Origin of the sequence: Acinetobacter pseudolwoffii (assembly GCF_002803605.1) — a bacterium.
In the GTDB taxonomy this organism is placed as follows: Bacteria; Pseudomonadota; Gammaproteobacteria; order Pseudomonadales; family Moraxellaceae; genus Acinetobacter; species Acinetobacter pseudolwoffii.
The window spans coordinates 92,559-119,003 of the sequence record NZ_PHRG01000006.1 but is presented as its reverse complement, the minus strand read 5'-3'; the positions used below and the strand labels follow the sequence as shown (position 1 = coordinate 119,003).

Sequence of the window (26,445 nt, the reverse complement as noted above, 5' to 3'; positions counted from 1 at the left end):
AAGGCGTAATTTTTTAAAAAAACAACTGCAATCTTCTCGCTTTAACTCGCTCAGGGTCACTGAAATGAAAAAGAAGATGATTAAATCACGTAAAGATAGATAGACAGAAAATGTGATCCTGCGCCTATCAATACAAATATGTGCCAGATAGCGTGGGTATATCTTACTCTTTTTAAAGCGTAAAACAATGCACCTACGGTATAAGCCAATCCGCCAATGATCAGAAAGGTCAAAGATTGAGCACTAAGATATTGTTGCATATCATCCATCACCAGCAGCGCCAGCCAGCCCATGACCAGATAAGCCGCCAAAGAAATTTTCTGGAAACGATGAATGAAAACGAACTTGAACAGTGTACCAATGAGGGCGATCACCCAGAGTGCAATCAATAAATACTGGGCTTTGGCTGTTGGAATGGCAATTGACAGGAAAGGCGTATAGGTTCCGGCGATTAAATAATAAATTGCAGTATGATCAACTTTTTTATAAAAATAACGACGGTCTGCTGCGGTGGCCATGTGATAGAGCATGGACGCAGAGAAGAGCAAGATCATGCTCAGCGCATAGACCCAAAGTCCAATCCATTGTCCAGTACTGAGATAAGACCCTTTAATAATCAAAAGAATACCAGCAATTACCGATAGTCCAGCACCCACAGCATGACTGATATAATTAATTCGTTCCTCAGTGTGATCATAATCTGGAACTAGCGGCGCATTCTGCATGATTGTCATTCTTCTTTAAAATATACATTTGTATAGTAATTCAATTTTGCTTTTAGGTTAAGAAGATTTAAACTTGAGGGGCAATTCATTTCAGGTTTTATCTATGTCAACGTTGGCAACTCTCTCAGACCAAGAACAGCAGTTTTTAGATGTATTTCAGCAAGCTGTTGAAAGTGATCAATTTGATCGTCTGATCTTAAGCCAGTATAAAGGTGAACTGCAGGATTTAGAGAAAATGACCTTGCGAGTCATTTCATTAAATGGGCAAAAAGTACTGAGCTGTTTGTATCGCCATAAAACTCAGGATGTCACCAAAAACTATCCTTTAGCGGATGCACTGGCACAGGTGACAGTATTATTAGCATGTTGCAAGCAAGCCAATTTAATGACGCTAGATGAAGAATTACAGCTGAAAAAAAACAAGAAAAAAGCCATGTTGACCCGTACTAAAAACAAAAACTCGACGCTTCAGGTCAAGTCCGCTGAACAGGGTCATGACCGGATTAAACAACGTTATGTTGATCAGGACAGCATCTTTTTACAGCATCTCGGCATTAGCGATCATAACGCGCAGATCATTCCGAGCATGGCGCGTAAATGGAAACAGATTAATAAATTTGTCGAGATTTTTTCGGGTGCATTGGCGCAGCTCAAGCCACAAGTCGAAGGTCTGCGTGTGGTGGATTTTGGCTCCGGTAAAGGCTATCTGACCTGTGCTTTATATGACTATATGCAAAAACATGGTGAGACGCCGTGGGTTACAGGGGTGGAACTGAATCCGAAAATGGTCGAGTTCTGCCAAAAGGTCGCGCAACAATCTGGCTTTGATCAGCTCGACTTTTTTCAGGGCGATGTGCGTACTTATGCACCGAAACGCCTGGATGTAATGATCGCTTTGCATGCCTGTGATGTGGCAACGGATTTTGCGATTCACAGCGGTATTCGCCTGAATGCACAGATGATCATGTGTGCGCCATGTTGCCATAAGGAATTGCGCCCACAGTTACAGGCGCCAAAAGTGCTGAGTCCGATGCTGCAATTTGGTATTCATGCCGGTCAACAGGCAGAAATGCTGACCGATACCATTCGTGCGTTATTGCTGAAAGCCTATGGTTATGAAACCAAAGTTTTTGAGTTTGTGGCGCTGGAACATACCAGTAAAAATAAAATGATTCTGGCGACAAAACGCAAAGACTATCAACAACCCGATCAGGAAGTTCTGGCACAAATCCAGGCACTAAAAGAGATGTATGGGATCCAGAAACATTCACTGGAATTGTTGCTTAATGATCAATGGGATCAGCAGGGAATTGGTTCTAAATGCTAAATAATCCAGAATTGAAAATAGTGTCCGGCAGCTGGAAGGATTTGGCAACGCCTGCCAAAATGATTCGTGAAGCCGTATTTATTCAAGAACAGAATATCGCTGCTGAAGAAGAATGGGATGAGCAAGATGCCATTTCCATCCATTTTGTGGTCTATGAAAAGGGGCATGCGATAGCCACTGCAAGATTGCTGGCGAATAACAGTGTAGGTCGTGTTGCAGTGTTAAAGCCACATCGTGGTTTGAAGATCGGGCAGCAATTGATGCAGGCCATTATCGATTATGCCAAAGCAGATCATCGAAAAGATTTAAAACTGTCTTCGCAAGTGCACGCCATTGGCTTCTATCAAGCGCTGGGATTTGAAGCTCAAGGTGATGACTATCTGGATTGCGGCATCCCGCATATTGATATGTATTTAAAGCTTTAATTTTTTAGTTATTGAGATACAAAAAAGCGAGGCATTGACCTCGCTTTTTTACGCCCTTACTGAATCAAGATCAGTGGCCATGCGCTGAGCTATGCTCGGCACTCTCCATATTGGCATGTTCTTCAGTTGACATATTATGTTCATTCGCTGTTGTATCGGAATGAGCCGTATTGGCAGTCGCACGTGCCTCACGATCTGCTTGAGCCTTCGCAATTGCTTCAGGAGACATGGTCGGTGCATTTTTAAAAGCATGCTGCTGGGTCGTCTGTTTATTTTGCTGGCTTGGCATGTAATCCGGTTCATTCGTTACCGCAAGCCAAAAAATAAACATGAATAATCCACCTAAAATACAGAAGATAATAAGTGCTTTCCAACCCCAAGGGGATTTTTCAGGTGAACTGTGATCAGTCATAGGTCTTACCCACGTGGATATCAAACTTATGTAACTTTATAACATAAATTGATCAAAAAGCAGATCAAAATCTGTCATTAGACGAGTGTATCCACTGATTCAGCCAGATCCGGAAAATAAAAAGAGCAACTCAGTTCCTCTTTTTATTTAGAGCTCAAAATTATTGAATCGGCTGGCCTTCTGCTGCCCGGTCTTTCAGGAGTTGCGGTGCTTTGAAGCGTTCACCATACTTGTTTTCGAGTACCTTGGCACGGGTCAGCGCCTTGGCCAGACCATACTGATTTAAAAATTGCACCGCGCCACCCGTCCAGGCTGCAAAGCCAATGCCAAAAATGGAACCGACATTGGCATCGACCACAGACTCCAGCACGCCTTCTTCCAGACAGCGCACGGTATCCAGTGCCTGCACAAACAGGAAACGATCCATCATTTCCTGTTCAGAAAGATCAACCTCTTTTTTCCAGTGGTTGAGACCCGTCCAGAGCTGCTTTTTACCATTTTCTGGATAATCATAAAAACCTGCCCCGGCAGCCTTACCTTTGCGGTTAAACTCATGAATCATACTGTGAATAACTTCATCTGCGGGTGATTTGGTGATGGTCTGACCTTGTGCTTCTAAGGCTTTGTATCTTTCATTGGCCACATGTTCGGAGAGGGTCAAGGACACTTCATCCTGAATGGCCAAAGGCCCGACTGGCATACCGGCTTTGAGTGCGGCCATTTCAATCCGTGCCGGATGCACGCCTTCTGCCAGCAGGCGCAAACCTTCTTGAACGAACGTACCAAAGACACGACTGGTAAAGAAGCCACGGCTGTCATTTACCACAATCGGTAATTTGCCAATCTGCTGGACAAAGTCAAAGGCTTTGGCCAGTGTTTCTGCTGAAGTATTTTGCCCCTTGATAATTTCGACCAGCTGCATTTTATCGACTGGACTAAAGAAATGCAGACCGATAAAGTTCTGATCATTTTTTGAAGCCTGAGCTAAATCTGTAATAGGCAGGGTCGAAGTATTCGATGCCATCACGCCATGACTGGCAAGATACTGTTCTGCTTCTTGTGTGACTTGAGCTTTCAGTGCGGGATTTTCAAACACCGCTTCAATGATCAGGTCACAACCGGCCAGATTTTGATTGGATGCAGTCGCTTGAATCAGGCTTAAAACCTGATCTCGTTGATCAGCAGATAAACGTCCTTGAGCTACTTTTTTATCCAGCAGTTTCTGGCTATAAGCTTTACCTTTTTCAGCCGCTTCAATCGAAATGTCTTTTAAAATAACCTGAATGCCTTTGTTGGAAGTCACATAAGCAATGCCTGCACCCATCATGCCTGCGCCCAGAATGCCAACTTTAGTGGCTTTCCATTTCGCAATCTTTTGGGGACGGCTGGCACCGGATTTGATCGCATTCAATCCATGCCAAAAAGTAGCGATCATATTTTTAGAAATCTGACCCGTGGCCAGATAAGTAAAGTAACGCGATTCAATGGTCAGCGCCGTATCGACATCGACCTGAGCACCTTCTACCGCTGCCGACATGATTGCTTCAGGTGCAGGATAGCAACCTTTGGTTTTATCACGCAGCATCGCCGGGGCAATTGCCAGCATCTGTGCAACTGCTGGCGTTGAAGGGCTACCACCCGGAATTTTGTAGCCTTTTACATCAAAAGGCTGTTGTGACTTCGGATTGGTTTTGATCCAGACAATGGCTTTGTCTAAGAGTTCATCGGTATTGTCTGCAATATCGTGAATCAGCCCTAAAGATCGGGCTTTCTCTATACCCAACTGTTTGCCTTCCATCAACAAGGGAAAGGCATTTTGCAGGCCGAGCAGGCGCACGCTACGGACAATACCACCGCCACCGGGTAGTAAACCCAGTGTGACTTCAGGCAGGCCAAACTTGCTTTTAGGGTCATTCAAGGCAATACGATGATGGGCACACAGAGCAATCTCCCAGCCACCGCCCAGTGCTGTGCCATTTAGTGCAGCCACAACCGGAATGCCGCGGGTTTCGATATAACGCATCTGTGCTTTCATCTCTTCAATCATGTTGAAGAATTCAGTCGCATGTTCAGGTGTAGCTTGAATCAGTTCATCCAGATCACCACCGGCAAAGAAAGTTTTTTTCGCAGACCGGAAAATGATGCCTGTAATATTTTCATCAGCTTTGAGTTTTTCTACGGTTTCAGCCAAAGCGCTACGAAAATCTGCATTCATGGTATTGGCAGACTGGTTTGGAGAATCAAAGGTCAGAATGACGATATTATCTTCAGTTTTTTGATATTGAATTGCGCTCATAAATTTTTATCCAGATCATAATGGGATGAATTTGGAATTAATATCCTGATTAGATTTTAGAAATTTTCCTTATTACGGAGCCTTTCCAAATTCATCTAAATTCTTGGTTTAAGCTTCAGTTTGACCTGCCTTACGAAATGTATTTCTCATTTAGCAAAAGTAGGCAAAACCATTGTCATACGCAAAATCTATTAATTTTGTAAAACAATGATCTTGCGCTAAAACCAAAGCAGTGCTTTGGTTTTGCTCAGGTTGCATATGACTAAAACGTGAATCAAACACTTTAAATATTTGAGTTAAACCAATTCAATAATGGTGGCGATGCCCATACCGCCACCGACACACAGTGTGGCTAGTCCACGTTTTTTGCCTTGGCGTTCTAACTCATCCAGTAAAGTTCCCAGAATCATCGCGCCTGTTGCGCCCAATGGATGACCCATAGCGATTGCACCACCATTCACATTCACTTTCGCTGGATCAATATTGAGTTCGCTAATAAATCGCATCACCACCGCAGCAAAAGCTTCATTGACTTCAAACAGGTCAATATCATCAATCGTCAAGCCAGCTTTAGCCAAAGCTTTACGTGCTGCCGGGGCAGGGCCGGTCAGCATAATGGTAGGATCAGCCCCGACCAGCGCCGTGGCCAGTACTTTGGCACGCGGTTTTAAACCTTGTTCTTTGATCGCTTGTTCTGATGCGATGAGAACTACGGCTGCACCATCGACGATTCCGGAAGAATTCCCGGCATGATGCACATGATTCACCGTGCCAACTTCAGGATATTTTTGTAGGGCGATGGCATCAAAGCCCATCTGTCCCATGGTCGCGAAACTAGGATTGAGTTTGCCTAAGCCTTCAGCAGTTGTGGTCGGTTTGATAAATTCGTCTTTGTCCAGAATCACCACACCGGCCTTGTCTTTGACCGGGATAACAGAAGCGTTGAAATAACCATTGGCTTGTGCGGCAGCGGCTTTCTTCTGGGATTGCTCGGCAAACTGGTCTACGTCGGTGCGGCTATAACCGTCAATCGTGGCAATCAAGTCCGCGCCAATACCTTGCGGAATAAAATCACAGGCCATATTGGTTTCAGGATCCAGTGCCCAAGGGCCGCCATCGGAACCCATCGGCACGCGGGACATGGATTCGACGCCGCCTGCAACGACCAGATCTTCCCAGCCAGAACGGATTTTTTGTGCAGCCAGATTGACAGCTTCCAGACCGGAAGCACAGAAACGGTTGATTTGTACACCGGCGACATCATTGTCCCAACCCGCTGCGATCGCCGCGGTTTTGGCAATATCGGCGCCTTGATCACCAATCGGAGTGACACAACCCAGCACAATATCATCGACTTTTGATGTATCAAATTGATGACGTGCCTGAAGTTCGTTAAGCAAGCCAGTCAGTAATGAAATGGGTTTGACTTGATGTAAAGATCCATCTTTTTTACCTTTTCCGCGTGGCGTGCGAATGGCGTCGATAATATATGCCTCGCTCATAGCATGTCCCTTTTATTAATTTGCTGAAAATTATTTTAATGACTCGAGTGTAATACTTAAATTTTGAAGTGCAATGACGAGAACGGACCAGATCATTTGACGATTTTTGCCAATAAAAAAAGCCCAGGTCTGGAAACCTGGGCTGGAGAAGAGGATATCGAGAATTATTAATGATAACCATGCAACTGGCGATATAGACCTGGGGTTACACCGGTCCATTTCTTGAAGGCACGATGGAAGGTACTGGTTTCACTGAAACCGACCTGCTGCGCGACATCTTCGAGGGTTAGATCTGGATTCAATAACAGATGAATCGCGGCATCACGGCGCAAGGCATCTTTCACACCTTGATAGCTTTTACCTTCGGCTGCCAGACGGCGGCGCAAGGTTTGAGGAGATAAATACAGCATTGACGCGACATCATTCAATGTCGGCATTTCTTCGCCAATCTGGCTCTTCAATACATCACGGATTCTTGAGGTCAGCGAGTTGGTATTTTTAAACTTCACCAAGAGCTGAGCAGGCGCAGCTTTCAAGAATTCCTCTAAGGTTTCTTCATTCTGACGGATCGGCAGGTCCAGATAGTCCGCAGCAAAAGTGATTTCGGTGCGTGGCATGTCGAACTGCATTACCGGCGCAAAGAACAGGGCATCATATTCGTCAGCATGGGCTGGACGTGGATAGCTAAAATGCACACGTTCCAGCGGTAAACGACGTTCAATCAGCCAAGATGCCAGACCATGCCAGATCATCAGCATACTTTCGGTAATAAAATGATCCGGATCCATTGCATTTGGAATGAGGGGCACCAGACGTGCTTCGTGTTTGTCACGTTCCAGGGTCACCGACCAGTCATCACCGAAGAGTTTATAGAACTGCGAGGAAAGTTCCAGTGCATCACCTAAGGTTTTGGCATGAATGATGAGCTGACACATGATGGCAAAAGTGCCCAATCGGCGTTGCTGTTTGTCAAAGCCAACATGCTCGTCCTGGGTCACCATCCATAACATTTTAATAAAGCGGGTATATTGTTCAGGTGAAATACGGGCTTTAGGTTGATGCAGCAGTTCTGCTTCAATTCCGACGTGAGACAATAAAGTATCGACATCCATGCCTAAGCGCTTGACGCCAGATAAGGCTGCATTGACGAAATGGATACTGATCGTATCACGACTCATGTTTAATCCTTCAGTCTCTTTAATGTTCACTAATATTTGACCTAAATGACGAAAAATAATAAAGCAATGGCAATTTACAAGAACACCTTTGCCATTTTCTTACATATTAGATTGCCGAAACTATCAAGGTAAATGGCTGAACATGACATTGTTTTTATGCATTTATGTTTCTATGATGCTGAAAAAAGCAATATAAGTAGAGCAAATACTCCAATGTCATATACCTTAAAAGGATTGAAAATTCTAGACTTTTCTACATTATTGCCGGGCCCATTCGCGACATTATATCTGGCTGATCTCGGCGCCGAGGTTGTGCATATTGAATCACCGACCCGCCCGGACCTGTTGCGATTAATGCCCCCCTTTGCCAATGGACAGGCCACTTCACAGAGTTATCTGAACCGAAACAAGCAATCGGTAGCACTGGATTTGAAAGATCCGACCAATATCGAACTGGTCAAATCCAAGATTGCAGATTATGACATTGTGATTGAGCAATTTCGTCCCGGCGTGATGCAACGGCTTGGACTGGACTACTTAATCTTAAGCGAAATTAACCCCAAATTAATTTACTGTTCCATCACTGGCTATGGCCAAACCGGTACTTACAAAGCGAAAGCAGGACATGATATTAACTATCTGGCCTTGTCCGGTATTGCTGGACACAGTGGCCGGATTGAAAGTGGGCCACCTGCTTTAGGTATTCAGGTTGCCGATGTAGCCGGTGGTTCCATGCATGCCGTGATTGCAATTCTGGCGGCAGTGATCGAACGCCAGCGCAGCGGTAAAGGTCAATATATTGATATTTCCATGACTGATTGTGTGGTCACCATGAATAATCTGGCCGCATCCGCCAGTCTGGCTGGCAATCAGCATCAACGACCTGAGTCTGGCTATCTGAATGGCGGGACTTTCTATGACTATTATGCAACACAGGATGGACGTTATCTGTCGATTGGCAGTCTGGAACCTCAATTTATGCAGGGATTGGCACAGGCTTTAGAGCTGCCGATTATTCTAGAAAAAGGCAATTCTTTTGCTCCAGAAGATCGTGCTGCGGTGAAACAGGCAATTCAAAATAGAATAAAGTCAAAATCATTAGCGGAATGGCAAACACTATTCGCAGCGCTGGATGTCTGTGTTGAGCCGGTGCTAAAACTTGAAGAAGCTTTGCATTCTGATTTAGCGCAACAGCGAGAATGGCTAGTTCAGGTTCCATTAAAACCCGATAGTCAGCAGACCGAAGCACAACTGGCCTGTCCGATTAAATTTTCACGTTCAAAGATACGTTATGATTTTGTCGGTCAGTTTTTGGGTGAGAGTGAAAAATGGTAATATTTTTAATTATTTAAAAGACAAAAAAGGATAAAAATATAGAAATATCACTATATGAAAATAACTGCTAATGATTGATGAATTAAAGCATTATTGCTTTAAAACTACACTAAATGCGCTAAACCGTGATATCAGTGAAACTTTGGCAGGCTTATCAATAAAACAGCTATGAAATATGTATAAAAAGCATTTTATTGATAGGTTTAATCTCGCTATCCTTGCGATCGATATAATAGAAACTACTAGCAGCTGTACGCCATGTATTTATATACTGATTTCGATCAGCAACTGATTAATGAACGTGTTGCACAGTTCCGTGACCAAACGGAACGTTATTTAGCCGGTAAACTCACCGAAGATGAGTATCGTCCGCTTCGTCTGCAAAATGGTCTGTATGTACAGCGTTATGCGCCGATGTTACGTATTGCAGTGCCTTATGGTTTGATGAATTCAAAGCAACTGCGTAAAGTGGCTGATTTGGCTAAAGAATATGACCGTGGTTACGCGCATATTTCGACCCGTCAAAACATCCAGTTTAACTGGCCGGCACTGGAAAACGTACCTGATATGCTGGCTGAACTGGCGACCGTGCAAATGCATGCGATTCAGACCTCAGGCAACTGTATCCGTAATACCACGACGGATCAGTATGCCGGTGTAGTGGCTGGTGAAATTGCCGATCCGCGTCCGACCTGTGAATTGATCCGTCAATGGTCAACTTTCCATCCGGAATTTGCTTTCTTGCCACGTAAGTTCAAGATTGCAGTCTCTGCGCTTGAAGAAACCGACCGTGCAGCCACTGCATTTCACGATATCGGTGTATATATTGTGCGTAATGAAGCCGGCGAAATGGGCTATAAAATCAAAGTGGGTGGTGGTCTTGGCCGTACTCCAGTGATTGGCAGCTTTATCCGTGAGTTCCTGCCACGTGAAGACTTGATTGCTTATCTTGAAGCAGTGCTTCGTGTGTATAACTTGCATGGTCGTCGCGACAACAAATATAAAGCCCGTATCAAAATTTTGGTCAAAGCTTTAACGCCAGCGGTATTTGCTGAGAAAGTTGAAGCTGAATTTGCGCATACTGTTAAGACTTTGAAAATCGATGCAGACACCTTGGCAAAAATGGATGAAAACTTCACCCCATTTGATTATCAAGATTATGCAGATGAAGATTTTACTGAATTGTTTGCGCAATATCCAAAATTCAAACAGTGGTTCAATATCAATACCAATGCCCATAAAGTGAAAGGTTATCGTATTGTGACGATTTCACTGAAACGTGCCGGCATTGCACCGGGTGATGTCAGCACTGAAGAAATGAACCTGATTGCAGACCTTGCCGATCAGTACACTTTCGGTGAATTACGTACCACGCATGAACAAAATATCTCGCTGGTCGATGTGCCGCAAAAAGATTTGTTTGCTGTATGGCAAACCCTTGAACAAAACAATCTGGCACGCGCGCATATCGGTTTCTTGACCGACATCATCTGCTGCCCGGGCGGTGATTTCTGTTCATTGGCCAATGCAAAATCGATTCCGATTTCTGAAGCGATTTCACGCCGTTTTGATGATCTGGATACCATTTACAACTTGGGTAAACTGGACTTGAACATCTCAGGTTGTATGAATGCCTGTGGTCATCATCATGTCGGTAATATCGGGATCTTGGGTGTTGATAAAAAAGGCGCTGAATTCTACCAGATCACGCTTGGCGGTAATGCAGACCATGATGCCTCAATTGGCGACATTCTTGGGCCGTCATTTGCAGCAGATGTGGTGCCGGATATTGTAGAAGAAATTCTAAATACCTATCTTGATCTACGTCAGGACGCTGAAGAGTTTATCGATACTTATCGCCGTGTTGGCATCCAACCATTCAAGGAGCGTGCATATGCTTAATACCGCACTCGCAGTGCTCTCTAAAGATGGCACAGTGACAGAAAATACTTACCAGCTCATCGGTGAAGAGGGTGTTTTACCACAAGGTGATGTGGTTCTGACGGTAGATCAGTTAGATCAGCTTCGCCATGTTTCAGGTAAAAAAGCATTGTACTTAACCGTTGATGCTTCACCTGAAAGCAATGAATTTCCGCTAGCTCAATTAGATGCAATCTTTATTGAATTCGCCGGTTTTAATGATGGCCGTGGCTATTCATTTGCAGCACTTTTACGCCGTCAAGGTTTCCAAGGCGAACTTCGTGCCACTGGTGATGTATTCAAAGATGTGTTGAACTACATGAAGCGTTCTGGTTTCGATACTTTCGTGATTAAAGAAGGTAAAGACATTCAGGAGGCGGCTGCCGGTTTAAATGATTTTAAAAATCCGTACCAAGCATCGACCGCGGTGAATCAGGCAAATTATCAAACAGGTGCCTAACCTGAAAGTTAAAAAGCTTGTCTGTAAATAAGTCTGTTTTTCTTATAAACAAAAAGCCTGCAATGCAGGCTTTTTGTTTGCTTTGGACGATAGATATGATTGTTTCTATACTATCCTGAATGCTTTAAATTGCTGCGAATTGCTGTAGCATAAGTATCTTTATGCTGAGAGTAACGCGAGCAGAGCGCTAATTTTCGAGTATGCAAAATCAATCAAGAGGGCGATTTTAATGGGATCGTCATCTGATTTATTTTTTTAATTTTTTCATGATGAAGTGACTTGTCTTTATGCAAAATTCTATCCGTATTGGTATTGCTGGTTATGGCAACTTGGGTCGTGGCGTTGAAACCGCCATTCAAAAGAATCCAGATTTACAACTTGTGGGTATTTTTACCCGTCGTGCGCCTGAAACGGTATCTCCTTGCTTCGCAGCAACCCAAGTGTTCCATATGGACTCACTGACAGATTTCCAAGATAAAATTGATGTGCTGATTTTATGTGGCGGTTCAAAAGACGACTTACCGCAACAAGGTCCGATCTTGGCCAGCCAGTTTAATATTGTCGATAGTTTTGACACTCACGCACGTATTCCTGAATATTATGCAGCGGTCGATGCACCTGCAACAGCCAGCAAGAAAACTGCGATGATTTCGATTGGCTGGGATCCAGGCATGTTCTCGATCAATCGCTTATTTGGTGAAGCTTTACTGCCAGACGGTGAAACCTATACTTTCTGGGGCAAAGGCTTAAGCCAGGGTCATTCAGATGCCATTCGTCGTGTAGAAGGTGTGAAAGCAGGGGTGCAATATACCATTCCTTCAACAGAAGCAATTGAGAAAGTACGTAGTGGTGTTCGTCCAGTATTAACGACCAAAGAAAAACATACCCGTGAGTGTTATGTGGTGCTTGCAGAGGGTGCAGATGCAGAAGCAGTGAAGCAAGCGATTGTGACCATGCCGGATTATTTTGCCGACTATGACACGACTGTGAATTTCATTGATGAAGTAACTTTAGCACAAGATCACCAGCGTATGCCGCATGGTGGTTTTGTGATTCGTAGTGGAAACACCAGTGATGCACATAAACAAGTGCTTGAGTTTTCATTAAAACTAGAAAGTAATCCAGAATTTACAGCCAGCGTTTTAGTTGCTTATGCACGTGCAACTTATCGTTTAAATCAAATGCAGCAGTATGGTGCAAAAACAGCATTTGATGTGGCACCGGGCTTGTTGTCAATGAAATCACCTGAGCAACTTCGTAAAGAAATTCTTTAAGTCTTATCATTTAAAGTACAGCTTTGAATATTTGACGATAAAAAGCCTCCAATTGGAGGCTTTTTGATTTCTAAAATTCCCCCTCCTTTATTAAAGGATGAGGAACGATGTTCCGCAAGAGGGGAGGATTTCTAAAATCCCTCTAAATCTCTCTTTTAAAAGGGAGACTTTTAATTAAAGCAACTCAATCGCCACAGCAGTCGCTTCACCGCCACCGATACAAAGTGCAGCAATACCACGTTTACCAGCGGTACGTTTCAGCGCATGAATCAAAGTCAGGATAATACGTGAACCGGTTGAACCGACAGGATGACCGAGGGCACAGGCACCGCCATTAATATTGACTTTTTCAGGATCAAGCTTGAACTCATCCATTGGACACATGGTCACCATGGCAAAGGCTTCATTGATTTCCCAGAGGTCGACATCTTGAGCATTCCAACCTGCTTTATCGAGAACCTTTTGAATTGCACCCACTGGCGCTATGGTAAATTCAGAAGGATGCTGTGAATTTGAAGCATAGGCAACAATTTTGGCCAAAGGATTTAAACCTTTTGCTGCGGCATGATCCGCTGAGCTAATCACCAGAGCTGATGCACCATCAGAAATTGAGCTGGCATTGGCAGCGGTAATGGTGCCGTCTTTGGCAAAGGCTGGACGCAGGGTTGGAATTTTATCAATATTGGCATTGAAGGGTTGTTCATCTTTATCAACAACCACATCACCTTTACGTGTTTTTACCGTAACTGCTACGATTTCATCAGAAAAATAGCCTTCATTCACAGCAGTTTGTGCACGTTTCAATGAGCGAATGGCGAAATCATCCATCTGTTCGCGAGTATAGCCTTTGGTATTTGCCATATCTTGGGCAAATGAACCCATCAAACGACCTGTCTCAGCATCTTCAAGACCATCTAGGAACATATGATCTTTAATTTCGCCATGTCCCATGCGGAAGCCGCCGCGCGCTTTCGGCAATACATAAGGCGCGTTGGTCATTGATTCCATCCCCCCTGCAACCACAATATTTGCAGAACCGGCTTTAATCATATCGGCTGCTTGCATCACCGCTTTCATGCCAGAACCACAGAGTTTGTTAATGGTCACAGCACCCGTTGAATCCAGAAGGCCGGCTTGACGCATCGCTTGACGGGCAGGACCTTGTTTCAAACCAGCAGGAAGGACACAACCCATAATGACTTCTTCAATATCTGCTGCTTGTAAGCCTGCGCGAGCAATCGCTTCTTTTATTGAAGCCGCACCCAGTTCAGGTGCAGTTACACTGGCAAGGCTACCCTGAAAGCCACCCATGGCTGTGCGTGCACCATTGACAATTACGATATCAGTCATTGTTATATCTCCGTATGAGTTTTAATCAATTTTTCAAACATAAGCAGTATATTGAAAAAAACTCAGGATTGAAGCGCTAATCGCAGTCAATCATAAACTGCATAGTTCTGTTAGCAAGAAGGGAGACTTTCTACCCGGATATGTCCCATTTTACTCAGTACAATACGCTGCTGGCTGGAAAGTTGAGCAGAACAATAATAGAAACTACCATTCGAACCAATCGGAAGGGCGGTATGTGCCTGATAAGTGACACTTGGTGAACTTAATGCGCCTCGCCAACTCAGGTTGCCATATTTAAGATTTAGAGCATCAATGTGTAAAATTTGTTCGCCTGCATCGACTTGCCGGTTTTTATTTTTATCAATAAAGACCAGTATATTTTTATTCCATTGATTGGGGTGACAGCTGAGTGAATCCTGACTGGGACAGATCACAATATTCTGGTGAAACACGGCAGCCTGACTACGTGCATAACGGTTAACCGCAGATAATTTGATAGGAATCTGTTTGGCTTCCTGTCTGGACTGATATTCATGAAAGTAAGGCAGGGCAATACTGGCCAAAATTGCAAGCACTGCAACACAGATAATCAATTCAACAATAGTGAACGCTCTTGTTATTTTTCTATACATAGAGTTACCTGATTTATATATTATTTTTATAGGAAACATGTTATTAATTATGCGTTTTTTATGCTTTGTTGAGCGTGTAATTTAGCTGTTACTCAAAATTCAAGAAAGCTATTAAAAAATAATTGGCAATCACAATAGGTCATTCAGAATAAAAAATTGAGTAAAAAATTACTGAATTACAACGGAAATTGTAAGTAATTTTGTCAATAATTTACTTGATTAAATTAATCAAGCACTTGGAAAAATAATAAAGTGTTTGTATGATGCCATGTGAATAGCTTAAGAATAAAACTGGGGTAATAAAAAGCCTATCTCAGGATGGCCTATTACGGGCTTGAGCTTGAACAACAATTGTTATCTCTGGAGGATAAATCCATGAAAATGAGTCGTATTGCTTTAGCTATGCTTGTAGCTGCACCTTTTGCTGCTGCAAATGCAGGCGTAACTGTTACTCCGTTGATGTTAGGTTATACATTCCAAGACACTCAGCACAACAATGGCGGTAATGATGGTGAGCTTACAAGCAGCCCTGAATTACAAGATGATTTATTTGTAGGTGCAGCTATTGGTGTAGAACTTACTCCTTGGTTAGGTTTTGAAGCTGAATACAGCCAAGTTAAAGGTGATGTTGACGGTGCTGAGCCTGGTGCAGAATATAAAGGCCAAAACATCGCAGGTAACTTCTACGCAACTTCTGACGTATTTACTGGTAACTATGACAGCAAAGTGAAGCCATACATGCTTCTAGGTGCGGGTCACTACAAATACGAATTTGAAGGTGTGCCACGCGGTACTCGCGGTAATGAAGAAGAAGGTACTCTAGGTAATGCTGGTGTGGGTGCATTCTGGCACATCAACGATGCCTTAGCGCTACGTACTGAAGCTCGTGGTACTTACCACTTTGACGAAAAATTCTGGAACTACACAGCATTAGCTGGTCTTAATGTTGTTCTAGGTGGTCGTCTGAAACCAGCTGCTCCAGTAGTTGAAGTTGCTCCAGTTGAGCCTGTAACTCCAGTTGCTCCAGCGCCACAAGAGTTGACTGAAGACCTGAACATGGAACTTCGTGTGTTCTTTGATACAAACAAATCAAACATCAAAGATCAATACAAACCAGAAATCGCTAAAGTTGCTGAGAAGCTAGTTGAATATCCAAACGCTACTGCTCGTATCGAAGGTCACACTGACAACACTGGTCCACGTGCACTAAACGAACGTTTATCTCTAGCACGTGCTAACTCTGTTAAATCTTCGCTTGTAAATGAATACAATGTTGATGCATCTCGCTTGTCTACTCAAGGTTTCGCTTGGGATCAACCGATTGCTGACAACAACACTAAAGAAGGTCGTGCTATGAACCGTCGTGTATTCGCGACAATCACTGGTAGCCGTACTGTACTTGTTGAAGGTCAACAACAAGCTCAATAATTAATTATTGAATTGTTAAAAAAGCGGCTCATATGAGCCGCTTTTTTTATCTCTGAATTTTAACTACACTACTTAAGCACTGAAAATGTAGTTGAGTAAAAGCGTGAGTATAGAAATTCCGGAAGATTTGCAAAATCTGGAAGCCAATGGTGGAATTTTTTCAATATGGATGATTTTTCATCATTATGGAATTGACCTGCATATTCCTGATCTGGTTCAGCTCTGCCGTCATGACTCAGAGATGGGGGTTTCTAGTATTGCGCTGGCAGTGGCTTTGCAGACACTGGGACTGGATGTTGCTTTTTTTAGCGAATATGATGCAGATAAACAGCCAGTCGAGCTTGATTTTTATCAACAAGCACAGACACTTAAAATACCTGTTGAAGAGCGTGTGATCTCTTATACAGAAATCCAGCAGCAGGTGGAAGCAGGCCGTTTCGTGATTGTTTTCTACGATACCTTAGAAGGGGTCGGTAATCATTCATTGATCTATGCAATAGATGAACATGAGATCAGTTTCTTTGACAGTTTTGATGCGATGCCGGCAGATGTATTCGAGCAGCAGCGTCAGGCAGAGGGGATCTGTCAGCAAGTGATTGTGATCGATGACCGTAATTTTGTCATGCGGCATAACTAATCTAAGAAATTAAAAATCAGCCCGTAGGCTGATTTTTTAATTTATGATGGTTTATTCCTGATCAAGTTTCATGGGTTGTACATCCATCTCTTGATAAGACACCAGTTTGGATTTTTTCTTCCATTTGTATCCGAACCAGATTGCCAAGAACAATGGAATACTGATATAGGTCGAGAGAACCCCCATCCATTGACCTGCCAGAACATCCTGATAGTTTTGACCAAGGACGACAATCGCACAGAGAATAAAAGCAAACCAAGGGGCGAAAGGAAAGAATTTAGCGCGATAAGCCAGATCTTCCAGTTTGTAGCCTTGAGCCAAGTAACCTTTGCGGAAGCGATAGTGTGAAATCGCAATCCCGAGCCAGACAATAAAGCCGCACATGCCCGACATATTGAGTAGCCAGTTAAAGACTTCTTGTTCACCGAAGAAGGTGGTCAGGAAACACAGTGCTGCGATTGCAGTGGTGGCATACAGGGCATTCATCGGTACACCACGTGGATCCAGACGGCCAAACAGTTTTGGCGCACTACCTTTACGTGCCATATCAAATAGCATGCGCGTAGAGGAATACATGCCTGAGTTACCCGCAGACAGAATGGCTGTCAAAATCACCGCATTCATAATGCTCGCAGCAAAGGCAAAGCCGGCCTTTTCATAGAGCAGGGTAAAAGGAGAAAGCGCAATATTGTCGGTCGCAGCCGCCTGTAATAAGCGTGGGTCATTGTAGGCAATCAATGTGCCGATAATGAAAATACACACGATATAAAATAACAGGATACGCCAGAAAATCTGCTTGATTGCCACCGGAATGGTTTTCTTTGGATCTTTCGATTCGCCCGCAGCCACCCCGACCATTTCGGTTCCTTGAAAGGAGAATCCGGCAATCATCGCCACGCCAATTAAGGCTTGGAAACCACCGACAAAAGGTGCGTCACCAATACTCCAGTTGGCAAATGCTTCTGCGCCTGGGGTCAGCATAATCTTCACGATCATCCAGATACCGATAATGATAAAGGCAATAATCGCGACAACTTTCACCAGAGAGAAGAAGAATTCAGATTCACCAAAGCCTTTAACTGTCAGGGCATTAATCCCAAAAATAATAGCCAGGAAAATTGCACTCCAATAAACACCAGGAATATCGGGAAACCAGAATTTCATGATGAACTGAACGGCAACCAGCTCAAAAGCTACGGTAATGGCCCAGTTGTACCAGTAGTTCCAGCCCAAGGCGAAACCAAAACCGCCCTCGACATATTTAGTGCCATAAGTGAAAAATGCACCCGAGGTAGGATTATGCGTGGCGAGTTCGCCCAAACTGGTCATCAAGAAATAAATCATGACACCAATCAGCGCATAAGCAAGTAGTGCTCCGCCTGGCCCGGCATTGGCAATGGTCGCACCCGAGGCCAGGAATAGACCTGTACCGATGGATCCGCCAATGGCGATCATATTCAGATGACGAGCACCCAGCTTACGCTGCAGCTGCATCGTATTTTGCGTTTCGCTCATCATGATTCCTTAACATTTTTTTGTGTGCTAGCGAACAGCACTTTAAAGCCTTGTTGATCCGCTTTCACTGTGCAGCGACCAAAGTTTTGTTCAATCAGGGTCGGGTAGTTTAAGAAACGGTTGGCCACGATCCAAAGCTCGCCACCTGATTTTAAATGACGACGCGAAGTTTTACACAAGGTTTCGCTGGCCGTGTAATCGGTCTCGATTCCCATATGAAAAGGCGGATTACTGACAATGGCATGCAAGAACAAGGGTGCATCAGCAATGCCAGTGACCGCTTTAATTTCGATCTGTTCAGGGCTAAGCTGGTTTTCATCAAAGGTCATTTGGGTGGAGGCCAGCGCAAAGGCATCAACATCCATGGCAAAAATCCGGTTTTTCGGATTCAACTTTGCCAGATACGCACTAATCACACCTGCGCCACAACCAAAGTCAGCGATTTTACCCGAGGTAACTTGTGACAAATAAGGTAATAAGGTGGCAGTCCCAATATCTAAACGGTTTTGACTAAACACGCCCGGCAGGGCACAAATATTCAGGTCACCATTCGGGGACGAGATGCTATAACGCTGTGCCCAGTCTGCAAGTGATTTTTTCTCGACCGTGTGGTCTAGAACCAGTTGCCAAAGCTGGCAATGACGTGCACTATCCAGTTTGAGGGTTTTACCATAAGGCTGCAACTGTTTGGCTGCACGTTCTATCCCGCCTTTCTTTTCACCGACCAGAAAAATACTGCTGCCCGGTTTAAGTTGTGCTGCCACATTATGCAGTAAATAATTGAGCAGTTCTTTAGACTTGGGTACAAAAATAACCGCCTGATCAAACTCAGCTTCAGGCATCTCTGCGCCAAAGTGGACATCTGCTTGTTGCGACTGGAAATATTGAAAATCATTAAAATTCCATGTCCAGACAGCGGGATTGATAGAGGCATCGAATTCAGCGAGTAGATCATCTGTCGGTGCATTAATGAGTAAGATGCGACCCGACAAAAAATCATATTGTCTTAATAAAACTTCGCTTTTAGGATCCATAGGTATCTCTCCAATATAAAGAACACTGCCTAAGTCTGACCTAGACAGTGTTCTTTGGACATGAAATTACTTCTTTGTTTCAGGAAGTACAACATTCAGAATAAGGGCAGCAATACCGCCAGTGGCAACGCCTGAGCTAAAGATATTACGGAATAACTCAGGAAGATGCTCAAGAATTTGTGGAACTTGTGCAACACCTAAACCCAGTGCCAGTGAAATCGCAATAATCAGCAGGGCACGGCGGTCCAGATGTACGCCAGACAGAATATTAATGCCGGAAGCTGCTACTGCACCAAACATCACCATCACTGCACCACCCAGTACCGCTTGCGGAACCGCCTGGATAATCCCGGCAACCGCAGGCAGCAAACCCAGAATGATCAGTAAAGCAGCAATCCAGATGCCGACATAACGGCTCGCTACACCCGTCAACTGAATCACACCGTTATTTTGTGCAAATACCGAACTTGGGAAGGTGTTAAAAATACCGGCAAGGAATGAATTGGCACCGTTAACCAATACACCGCCTTTAATGCGTTGCATCCATTTTGGCCCATCGACTGGCTGGTTAGAAAGCTTTGAGGTCGCCGTGATATCGCCAATCGCTTCTAAAGAGGTCACCAGATAAATGAATGCCATCGGAATAAACAGGCTCCAGGAGAAGCTTAAACCGAAATGCATTGGAGTTGGAATCTGTACCAGTGGGGCATCTTTTAAGCCAGAAAAATCCAGATGGCCCATAAAGCCGGCCAGGATATAACCACAAACCAGGGCAATCAAAATGGCAGAACTTTTTACCCAGGTAATCCGGATACGGTTCAGGATAATGATCAGCGCCAAGACTGTGCAGGACATGATTAGGTTGTCTGCATTGGCAAAAGTTTTATCGCTCATGGCCTGATAACCACCGCCCATACTGATTAGACCTTCTTTAATTAAGGTTAAACCAATCAGAAGGACGACAATCCCGGTCACCAAAGGGGTAATCAGTTTTTTTATCCAAGGCAGAATCTGGGACACGCCCATTTCAATAAATGCACCTGCAATCACCACACCAAAAATTGCTGCCATGACTGACTCAACTGGCGTACCGGCAGCAACCATGGCTGAACCAATACCAATAATTGGGCCGATAAAGTTAAAGCTGGTTCCCTGAACAATCAACAGACCGGCACCAAAAGGTCCGACTTTTTTAGACTGTAAAAAAGTCGCGATACCTGAGATCACCAGAGACATGGATAAAATCATGTTGGTGTCTTCTTTGGATACCCCAAGTGCCAGACAAATTAGCAAGCCAGGGGTCACGATCGGGACAATAATTGCCAATAAATGTTGGAATGCAGCTAAAAAAGCAATAAATGGTTTTGGACGATCATCCAGACCATATACCAGGTCGAGTTGATCTTTAGGAGGAGGAGATTGATTAAAATCAGACATGTGTCAATGCAAATTAAGGCAGGGTGGCGCTATTCTAATCGAGTTACACGCCTTTACAAAATCAAAAAAAGCCCATCTCCTTAAAAAAAGTTGAGGAGTGTGGTAACAGTGACTATAAAAGTTTTGTATTTTTCTGTATAATTTGCCCTCAAATTACATACGCATTGAATTTACATGTCAGATATTAAAACTCTCCGTAACATCGCCATTATTGCGCACGTCGATCATGGTAAAACCACTCTTGTAGACAAACTTTTGCAACAATCAGGTGCTCTCGGTGATCGCGCGGGTGAGATTGAGCGTGTCATGGATTCTGGCGCTATCGAAAGTGAACGTGGTATTACCATTCTTGCAAAAAACACTGCAATTAAATGGACGGATGCACGTACCAATACTGAATATCGCATTAACATCGTGGACACCCCGGGACACGCCGACTTCGGTGGTGAAGTTGAACGTGTAATGTCGATGGTTGACTGCGTACTTCTTCTTGTCGATTCACAAGAAGGCCCGATGCCACAAACACGTTTCGTAACGCAAAAAGCGTTCGCACGTGGTTTGAAGCCAATCGTAATTATTAACAAAGTTGATAAGCCAAGCGCACGTCCAGACTGGGTGATTGACCAGGTATTCGATTTGTTCGATAACTTGGGTGGTTCTGACGAACAGTTAGACTTCCCGGTCGTTTATGCATCTGGTCTTCGTGGTGTGGCGGGTCCTTCTCCAGAAGAACTTGCTGACGACATGACGCCATTGTTCCAAACAATTGTAGACATCGTTGAACCGCCAGCAGTTGACGTTGATGGTCCATTCCAAATGCAAGTGTCTTCACTTGACTATAACAGCTTCGTAGGCGTTATCGGTGTTGGTCGTATTCAACGTGGTTCAGTTAAATTGAACACGCAAGTGACTGTAATCGATAAAGAAGGCAAAACACGTAACGGTCGTATCTTAAAAATCATGGGTTATCATGGTTTAGACCGTGTGGACATCGAAGAAGCCAATGCAGGTGATATCGTTTGCGTAACGGGTATTGATGCATTGAACATTTCTGACACGATTTGTGATCCGAAAGCTGTTGAAGCGCTTCCACCGCTTTCTGTAGATGAACCTACAGTCACAATGACATTCCAGGTAAACAACTCACCGTTTGCTGGTAAAGAAGGTAAATTCGTAACTTCACGTAACATTCGTGAGCGTCTAGATCGCGAATTGATCCACAACGTCGCATTACGTGTTGAAGACACTGACAGTCCTGACCGTTTCAAAGTATCTGGCCGTGGTGAACTTCACCTTTCAGTTTTAATTGAGAACATGCGCCGTGAAGGCTTCGAGATGGGTGTATCTCGTCCGCAAGTCATCTTGAAAGAAATTGACGGTCAAATGCAAGAACCGTACGAAAACGTGACTTTTGACGTTGAAGAACAGCACCAAGGTTCTGTAATGGAGCAAATGGGCAGCCGTAAAGGCGAGATGACCAATATGGAAGTTGACGGTAAAGGCCGTATCCGTATTGAAGCAACTGTTCCTTCACGTGGCTTGATCGGTTTCCGTTCTGAATTCATGACGATGACTTCAGGTACGGGTATCATGACATCAAGCTTCTCGCATTATGGTCCAATGAAACAAGGCCAAGTTGCGAAACGTCAAAACGGTGTGTTGATCTCTATGGTTCAAGGTACTTGCCTGGGCTATGCATTGTTCACATTACAAGACCGTGGTCGTCTATTCGCTAAGCCTCAGTTAGAAGTTTACGAAGGTATGATTATTGGTATTAACTCACGTTCTGACGACATGACTGTGAACCCGACTAAGGCAAAACAGTTAACCAACGTACGTGCATCTGGTACTGATGAAGCATTAACACTTGTTCCTGCAGTTGAATATACGCTTGAACAAGCGCTTGAATTCATTGAAGATGACGAACTAGTTGAAGTAACACCGAAGTCAATCCGTATCCGTAAGCGTTATTTGACTGAAAACGAACGTAAACGTAACCGTTCAGGTAAATAATCTGTAGATTATTGATCTAAGATTCCTAAAGCCGCAATCTTTTCAAAGATTGCGGTTTTTTTTGTATTAAAATTTTAACTAGAACGATAAATCTTATAAAAAACATCACCTTATGTGAAAATGAAATCACTTATAATTAATGTATAATTCATCACAAACTTTAAAATGAATTATTGGAGAAAAAATGAGTATTATTCAAGAATTTAAAGAGTTTGCTGTCAAAGGCAATGTGATGGACCTCGCGGTCGGTGTTATTATTGGTGGAGCATTTGGTAAAATTATTGATTCTTTTGTAAAAGATATCATCATGCCAATCGTTAGCTGGATTTTAGGTGGTGATGTTGACTATTCTAACTGGTTCCTGGTACTGGGTGATAATCCTAATAATGTCACTTCTTTGACAAATGCACAGGCTGAAGGCCTGAATGTATTTGCTTATGGTAACTTCCTAACGATTCTGATTAATTTCCTGTTGTTGGCATGGGTGGTATTCTTACTGGTGAAAATGATGAATAAACTTCGTCGTAAACAGGCAGAAGAAGCACCTGCACCTGAAGCCACCCCTGAAGATATCGAATTATTGCGTGAAATTCGTGATGAATTGAAAAAACGTCCTGAAGCATAAGCGTTCTGACACAAATAAAAAACGGCGCCTCTTGTGCCGTTTTTTTAATCCTCCTAAATCCCCCCTTTTGTTAAAGGGAGGTGGGGAGAGATTTATAAGATTAAAAATCCATTCGGAACTTAATTTCTACCAAATGAAAACCAAACTGGCTTTTGACCGGACCATGTAAGACCCGTTCAGCAGCCGTAAACACCAGCTTATCAATGACAGGCACCAGTTGGCCTTTTTTCACTTCGCCCAGTTCTCCGCCACGCTTGGCAGAATTACAGGTTGAATATTGTCTGGCGATTTTATTAAAGTCAGCGCCACTCAAAATCTTCTTTTTAAGCTGCTCGGCAGTTTCTTTATCTTTAACCAGAATATGACGCACAATGGCTGTTTTCATGACTTTTTCCCTCGTACAGTTGTCAGTTTTTTGACAGGGAGTTGCATCTTTTTCAAAGGCTGACATTCTGGACAGAACACAGAAGCACGTTGTCCCAGTTTAATATTTTCAAGCGTGGTCTCACAGTTCACGCACATTTCCCCGGCACGACCATAGGCCAGCAGCGTTTGCTGAAAATAGCCATTTTCTCCCATGGCGTTGGTGTAATCCCGTAATGTCGACCCACCTAAATCAATGGCCTGTTTTAATATGCGCTTGATTTCCAGCACTAATTTTTCGATCTGTGCCAAGCTTAAAGTCGAGGCGGGTTGCGCTGGATGAATGCCCATATTGAACAGACTTTCGGTTGCATAAATATTGCCGACACCTACCACCACATGGTTATCCATAATCGCAACTTTGGTGCCAACATTTTTATTTTTCAATTTTTCAAATAAATACTGAGAATTAAAATTTTCACTCAGGGGTTCTGGTCCCAGCGTATCAATCAGTTTGCTTTGTGACTGCGCATCTAGCCATAAAATACAGCCAAAACGACGCGGATCATGATAACGCAGTTCAATATCATCAAACTGAATAATCAGATGATCATGTTTGCGTAATTCTTCAGTTGTTTCACACAAACGAAAGCTGCCAGACATGCCTAAATGCCAGAGCATGGTGTCGTGCTCAAACTCAGCCAGAATATATTTGGAACGGCGCGACAGGTTGAGTAATTTCTGCCCGACCAGCTTTTGTATATTTTCGGGAATGGGCCAGCGCAAACTTGACTGACGGATTTCAACCCGTTTTACACGTTGTTCTAACAAGGGTAATAAACTGGTTTTGGTGGTTTCTACTTCTGGTAATTCAGGCATAACACATCAGAGGCGAGGGAGATGCAGCTAATATTGGGCGAATTTACGGAGATTACAAGTCTTAATGGGGATGCAACCATTAGAAAATGACTGGGGATTTCATGTTTACTGGAGGTGTAAGAGCTTAAAGAATAAGCTGTTTTTTTGCATGTTTAGACCAAAAATTAAAGAAATAAAAGGAATGCAAAAATAAATAAATCCTAAGTTTTTGAAAAACATATAAATAATTTAACTATTTTGAAATAAAATTATATTTTTTGTATTAAGGCATAACTAAAAGTTTAATCAATAATAAAAAAAATAATAAGAATTTATAGGAAAAGTTATGTAAATTCATGCACCTAATAGCAATTTTAAAAACCTTGCTTGTTTTTCTCTCCGAATGTTTAGGTTTTACATGAAATATTTAGGTTTCGCTTTATTGTCATTAATGGCTGCCATGACAACCGCGCAGGCAGAATCTGCATTTGATCCGCAAGGTCAATATTTACTGGGGGACTGGAATGGTCAACGTACAGAACTGGCTCAGCAAGGAATTAAATTTGAAGCCAATCTGCTAACTGATACAGCCTATCTTGCGGATGGTGGCCGGAATGCAGGCGCAGATCCATTAACTTCTGCCCAGTTATGGTTGGGAACTCAACTGGACCTGGAAAAACTGGCAGGATGGAACGGTGTCACGGTACGTGCTGCAATGAGTGCGCGCCAAGGCCAAAGTACGTCTATCCGTGATTTGCAAGATTCATCAGCGCCACAGATGGCCAATGCACAAGGTACGTTTGGGCGTGGCAATCAGGATAGCCGTCTGAGTGAACTTTCGATTGAAAAGAATTATAAAGAACAAGGACTGAGTATTAAGGCTGGCCGTTTGGGGCTGGGCATGGACTTTAATGTGATGGCCTGTGATTTTGCCAGTACAGCATTTTGTGCTGCGCAGATGGGTAAATGGCAAGGCAATATCTGGATGAATACGCCAGTATCACAATGGGGTGCGCGTATAAAGCAGCAGCTAAACCCTGAACTTGCAGTACAAGTCGGTGTTTATGAGTTTAATCCGGACAATGGCAATGGGGCTAAAGAAGATCAAGGCTGGAGTTTGGATACTGAGCATGCCGATGGCGTGACCATTCCAGCAGAAATTGTATGGACACCCAAATCACTCATCAATAACTTGCCGGGTAGCTACCGTGTGGGTGGAATGTACAATACTGCGGATGATCCAATCAATCAAAAAGATATTGTCACTGGTCAAGCTGAAGATCGTACCTTTGCAGGCTGGTTGGCCATTGAACAGCAATTAACTTCAACAGGTCAGGGGCGTCAGGGCCTGCATTCATTTGCCAATTTCACCTGGCATGACCGTGTAACCAATAAAGTCGATCATTCACAACAGCTTGGGGTGAAATATATTGGCCTGCTCGACAGTCAACCGAATGATATTTTGGGTCTGGCAGTTAACCGTGTGCACGTGAATAATCGCTTTGCAGATTCGCGTCCAGCATTCAATGCCGATGCAGAATACAATATCGAACTCAACTATAGCTATAATGCAACAAAGTGGCTGATGCTACGTCCAAACCTGCAATATGTAGTCAATCCAGGGGCAACCAACAACGTAGATAATGCACTGCTACTTGGTTTAACCAGCCGCATCATCTTCTAAAAAGTGATCGTTCAC

At 43.6% G+C, this 26,445-nt stretch carries 23 protein-coding genes; 11 read left to right on the top strand and 12 right to left on the bottom strand.

Annotated features, from left to right (window positions below; translation table 11 throughout):
* Positions 1–80: 80 nt before the first annotated feature.
* Positions 81–725: a PAQR family membrane homeostasis protein TrhA gene (gene trhA, locus CWI32_RS11985; RefSeq protein WP_074383498.1), complete on the bottom strand. Its 645-nt coding sequence runs from the start codon at positions 723–725 to the stop codon at positions 81–83.
* A gap of 103 nt (positions 726–828) precedes the next feature.
* Here trhA and CWI32_RS11980 point away from each other — a divergent pair, with 103 nt between their 5' ends.
* Both CWI32_RS11980 and CWI32_RS11975 read left to right on the top strand, forming a co-directional pair.
* On the top strand, positions 829–2,052 hold the full coding sequence (locus CWI32_RS11980; protein WP_100535389.1) for a class I SAM-dependent methyltransferase: 1,224 nt from the start codon (positions 829–831) through the stop codon (positions 2,050–2,052).
* Positions 2,046–2,477 carry a GNAT family N-acetyltransferase gene (locus CWI32_RS11975; protein ID WP_100535388.1) on the top strand — a complete coding sequence of 144 codons (432 nt, stop codon included), beginning with the start codon at positions 2,046–2,048 and terminating at the stop codon, positions 2,475–2,477. Before CWI32_RS11980 ends, CWI32_RS11975 begins: the two co-directional genes overlap by 7 nt.
* A 70-nt stretch (positions 2,478–2,547) precedes the next feature.
* Here CWI32_RS11975 and CWI32_RS11970 read toward each other — a convergent pair whose 3' ends face one another.
* The 4 genes from CWI32_RS11970 to CWI32_RS11955 form a co-directional block, all read right to left on the bottom strand.
* Entirely contained in the window at positions 2,548–2,889 is a 342-nt protein-coding gene (locus CWI32_RS11970; protein WP_034608399.1) for a hypothetical protein, read from the bottom strand.
* Positions 2,890–3,049: 160 nt separating this feature from the next.
* Positions 3,050–5,185, bottom strand: a complete 2,136-nt coding sequence (locus tag CWI32_RS11965; RefSeq protein ID WP_100535387.1) for a 3-hydroxyacyl-CoA dehydrogenase NAD-binding domain-containing protein — start codon at positions 5,183–5,185, stop codon at positions 3,050–3,052.
* 296 nt (positions 5,186–5,481) lie between these two features.
* Positions 5,482–6,687 (bottom strand): acetyl-CoA C-acetyltransferase, encoded by a 1,206-nt coding sequence (locus tag CWI32_RS11960; protein WP_100535386.1) that lies wholly within the window; start codon positions 6,685–6,687, stop codon positions 5,482–5,484.
* A 167-nt stretch (positions 6,688–6,854) separates the two neighbouring features.
* Positions 6,855–7,865, bottom strand: a complete 1,011-nt coding sequence (locus CWI32_RS11955) for an AraC family transcriptional regulator (RefSeq protein WP_005169495.1) — start codon at positions 7,863–7,865, stop codon at positions 6,855–6,857.
* A gap of 213 nt (positions 7,866–8,078) precedes the next feature.
* Between CWI32_RS11955 and CWI32_RS11950 the strand changes: the two genes are divergently transcribed.
* The 4 genes from CWI32_RS11950 (at position 8,079) to CWI32_RS11935 (ending at position 12,854) form a co-directional block, all read left to right on the top strand.
* Positions 8,079–9,200 (top strand): CaiB/BaiF CoA transferase family protein, encoded by a 1,122-nt coding sequence (locus CWI32_RS11950; RefSeq protein ID WP_100535385.1) that lies wholly within the window; start codon positions 8,079–8,081, stop codon positions 9,198–9,200.
* 258 nt (positions 9,201–9,458) lie between these two features.
* Positions 9,459–11,102: a nitrite/sulfite reductase gene (locus tag CWI32_RS11945; RefSeq protein WP_005098006.1), complete on the top strand. Its 1,644-nt coding sequence runs from the start codon at positions 9,459–9,461 to the stop codon at positions 11,100–11,102.
* Entirely contained in the window at positions 11,095–11,580 is a 486-nt protein-coding gene (locus tag CWI32_RS11940) for a DUF934 domain-containing protein (RefSeq protein WP_005098005.1), read from the top strand. The genes CWI32_RS11945 and CWI32_RS11940 overlap by 8 nt, the downstream gene beginning before the upstream one ends.
* Before the next feature lie 287 nt (positions 11,581–11,867).
* Complete coding sequence (locus CWI32_RS11935; protein ID WP_100535384.1) at positions 11,868–12,854, top strand: diaminopimelate dehydrogenase; 987 nt, start codon at positions 11,868–11,870, stop codon at positions 12,852–12,854.
* A 174-nt stretch (positions 12,855–13,028) separates the two neighbouring features.
* On the opposite strand, the gene CWI32_RS11930 is transcribed toward CWI32_RS11935, so the two are convergent.
* Together CWI32_RS11930 and CWI32_RS11925 are read right to left on the bottom strand one after the other, a co-directional pair.
* The gene (locus tag CWI32_RS11930) at positions 13,029–14,204 is read right to left on the bottom strand and encodes a thiolase family protein (protein WP_100535383.1); all 1,176 of its coding nucleotides are present in this window, start codon (positions 14,202–14,204) and stop codon (positions 13,029–13,031) included.
* Between the two features lie 110 nt (positions 14,205–14,314).
* The gene (locus CWI32_RS11925; protein WP_100535382.1) at positions 14,315–14,836 is read right to left on the bottom strand and encodes a GspH/FimT family pseudopilin; all 522 of its coding nucleotides are present in this window, start codon (positions 14,834–14,836) and stop codon (positions 14,315–14,317) included.
* Positions 14,837–15,211: 375 nt separating this feature from the next.
* On the opposite strand from CWI32_RS11925, the gene omp38 reads away from it, so the two are divergent.
* Complete coding sequence (gene omp38 / locus CWI32_RS11920; protein ID WP_100535398.1) at positions 15,212–16,264, top strand: outer membrane protein Omp38; 1,053 nt, start codon at positions 15,212–15,214, stop codon at positions 16,262–16,264.
* 103 nt (positions 16,265–16,367) lie between these two features.
* A complete protein-coding gene (locus tag CWI32_RS11915) occupies positions 16,368–16,901 on the top strand; it encodes a peptidase C39 (protein WP_100535381.1) in 534 nt (177 codons plus the stop codon).
* Between the two features lie 51 nt (positions 16,902–16,952).
* Here the strand turns inward: CWI32_RS11915 and CWI32_RS11910 are convergent, their stop codons facing one another.
* The 3 genes from CWI32_RS11910 to CWI32_RS11900 all read right to left on the bottom strand — a co-directional run bounded on the left by CWI32_RS11910 (position 16,953) and on the right by CWI32_RS11900 (position 20,887).
* Positions 16,953–18,416: an amino acid permease gene (locus CWI32_RS11910; protein WP_005097999.1), complete on the bottom strand. Its 1,464-nt coding sequence runs from the start codon at positions 18,414–18,416 to the stop codon at positions 16,953–16,955.
* The gene (locus CWI32_RS11905; protein WP_100535380.1) at positions 18,416–19,450 is read right to left on the bottom strand and encodes a methyltransferase; all 1,035 of its coding nucleotides are present in this window, start codon (positions 19,448–19,450) and stop codon (positions 18,416–18,418) included. Before CWI32_RS11905 ends, CWI32_RS11910 begins: the two co-directional genes overlap by 1 nt.
* Positions 19,451–19,516: 66 nt before the next feature.
* On the bottom strand, positions 19,517–20,887 hold the full coding sequence (locus CWI32_RS11900) for a uracil-xanthine permease family protein (protein ID WP_005097996.1): 1,371 nt from the start codon (positions 20,885–20,887) through the stop codon (positions 19,517–19,519).
* 174 nt (positions 20,888–21,061) lie between these two features.
* On the opposite strand from CWI32_RS11900, the gene typA reads away from it, so the two are divergent.
* Both typA and mscL read left to right on the top strand, forming a co-directional pair.
* On the top strand, positions 21,062–22,900 hold the full coding sequence (typA, locus tag CWI32_RS11895) for a translational GTPase TypA (protein ID WP_005097994.1): 1,839 nt from the start codon (positions 21,062–21,064) through the stop codon (positions 22,898–22,900).
* Positions 22,901–23,084: 184 nt separating this feature from the next.
* Positions 23,085–23,525: a large conductance mechanosensitive channel protein MscL gene (gene mscL, locus CWI32_RS11890; protein ID WP_074383487.1), complete on the top strand. Its 441-nt coding sequence runs from the start codon at positions 23,085–23,087 to the stop codon at positions 23,523–23,525.
* 100 nt (positions 23,526–23,625) lie between these two features.
* Here the strand turns inward: mscL and CWI32_RS11885 are convergent, their stop codons facing one another.
* Both CWI32_RS11885 and mutM read right to left on the bottom strand, forming a co-directional pair.
* Positions 23,626–23,910 carry a peptidylprolyl isomerase gene (locus tag CWI32_RS11885; protein ID WP_005097992.1) on the bottom strand — a complete coding sequence of 95 codons (285 nt, stop codon included), beginning with the start codon at positions 23,908–23,910 and terminating at the stop codon, positions 23,626–23,628.
* Positions 23,907–24,767 (bottom strand): bifunctional DNA-formamidopyrimidine glycosylase/DNA-(apurinic or apyrimidinic site) lyase, encoded by an 861-nt coding sequence (gene mutM, locus CWI32_RS11880; RefSeq protein ID WP_100535379.1) that lies wholly within the window; start codon positions 24,765–24,767, stop codon positions 23,907–23,909. The genes CWI32_RS11885 and mutM overlap by 4 nt, the downstream gene beginning before the upstream one ends.
* A 397-nt stretch (positions 24,768–25,164) precedes the next feature.
* Between mutM and CWI32_RS11875 the strand changes: the two genes are divergently transcribed.
* On the top strand, positions 25,165–26,430 hold the full coding sequence (locus CWI32_RS11875) for a carbohydrate porin (RefSeq protein ID WP_100535378.1): 1,266 nt from the start codon (positions 25,165–25,167) through the stop codon (positions 26,428–26,430).
* Positions 26,431–26,445 lie beyond the last annotated feature (15 nt).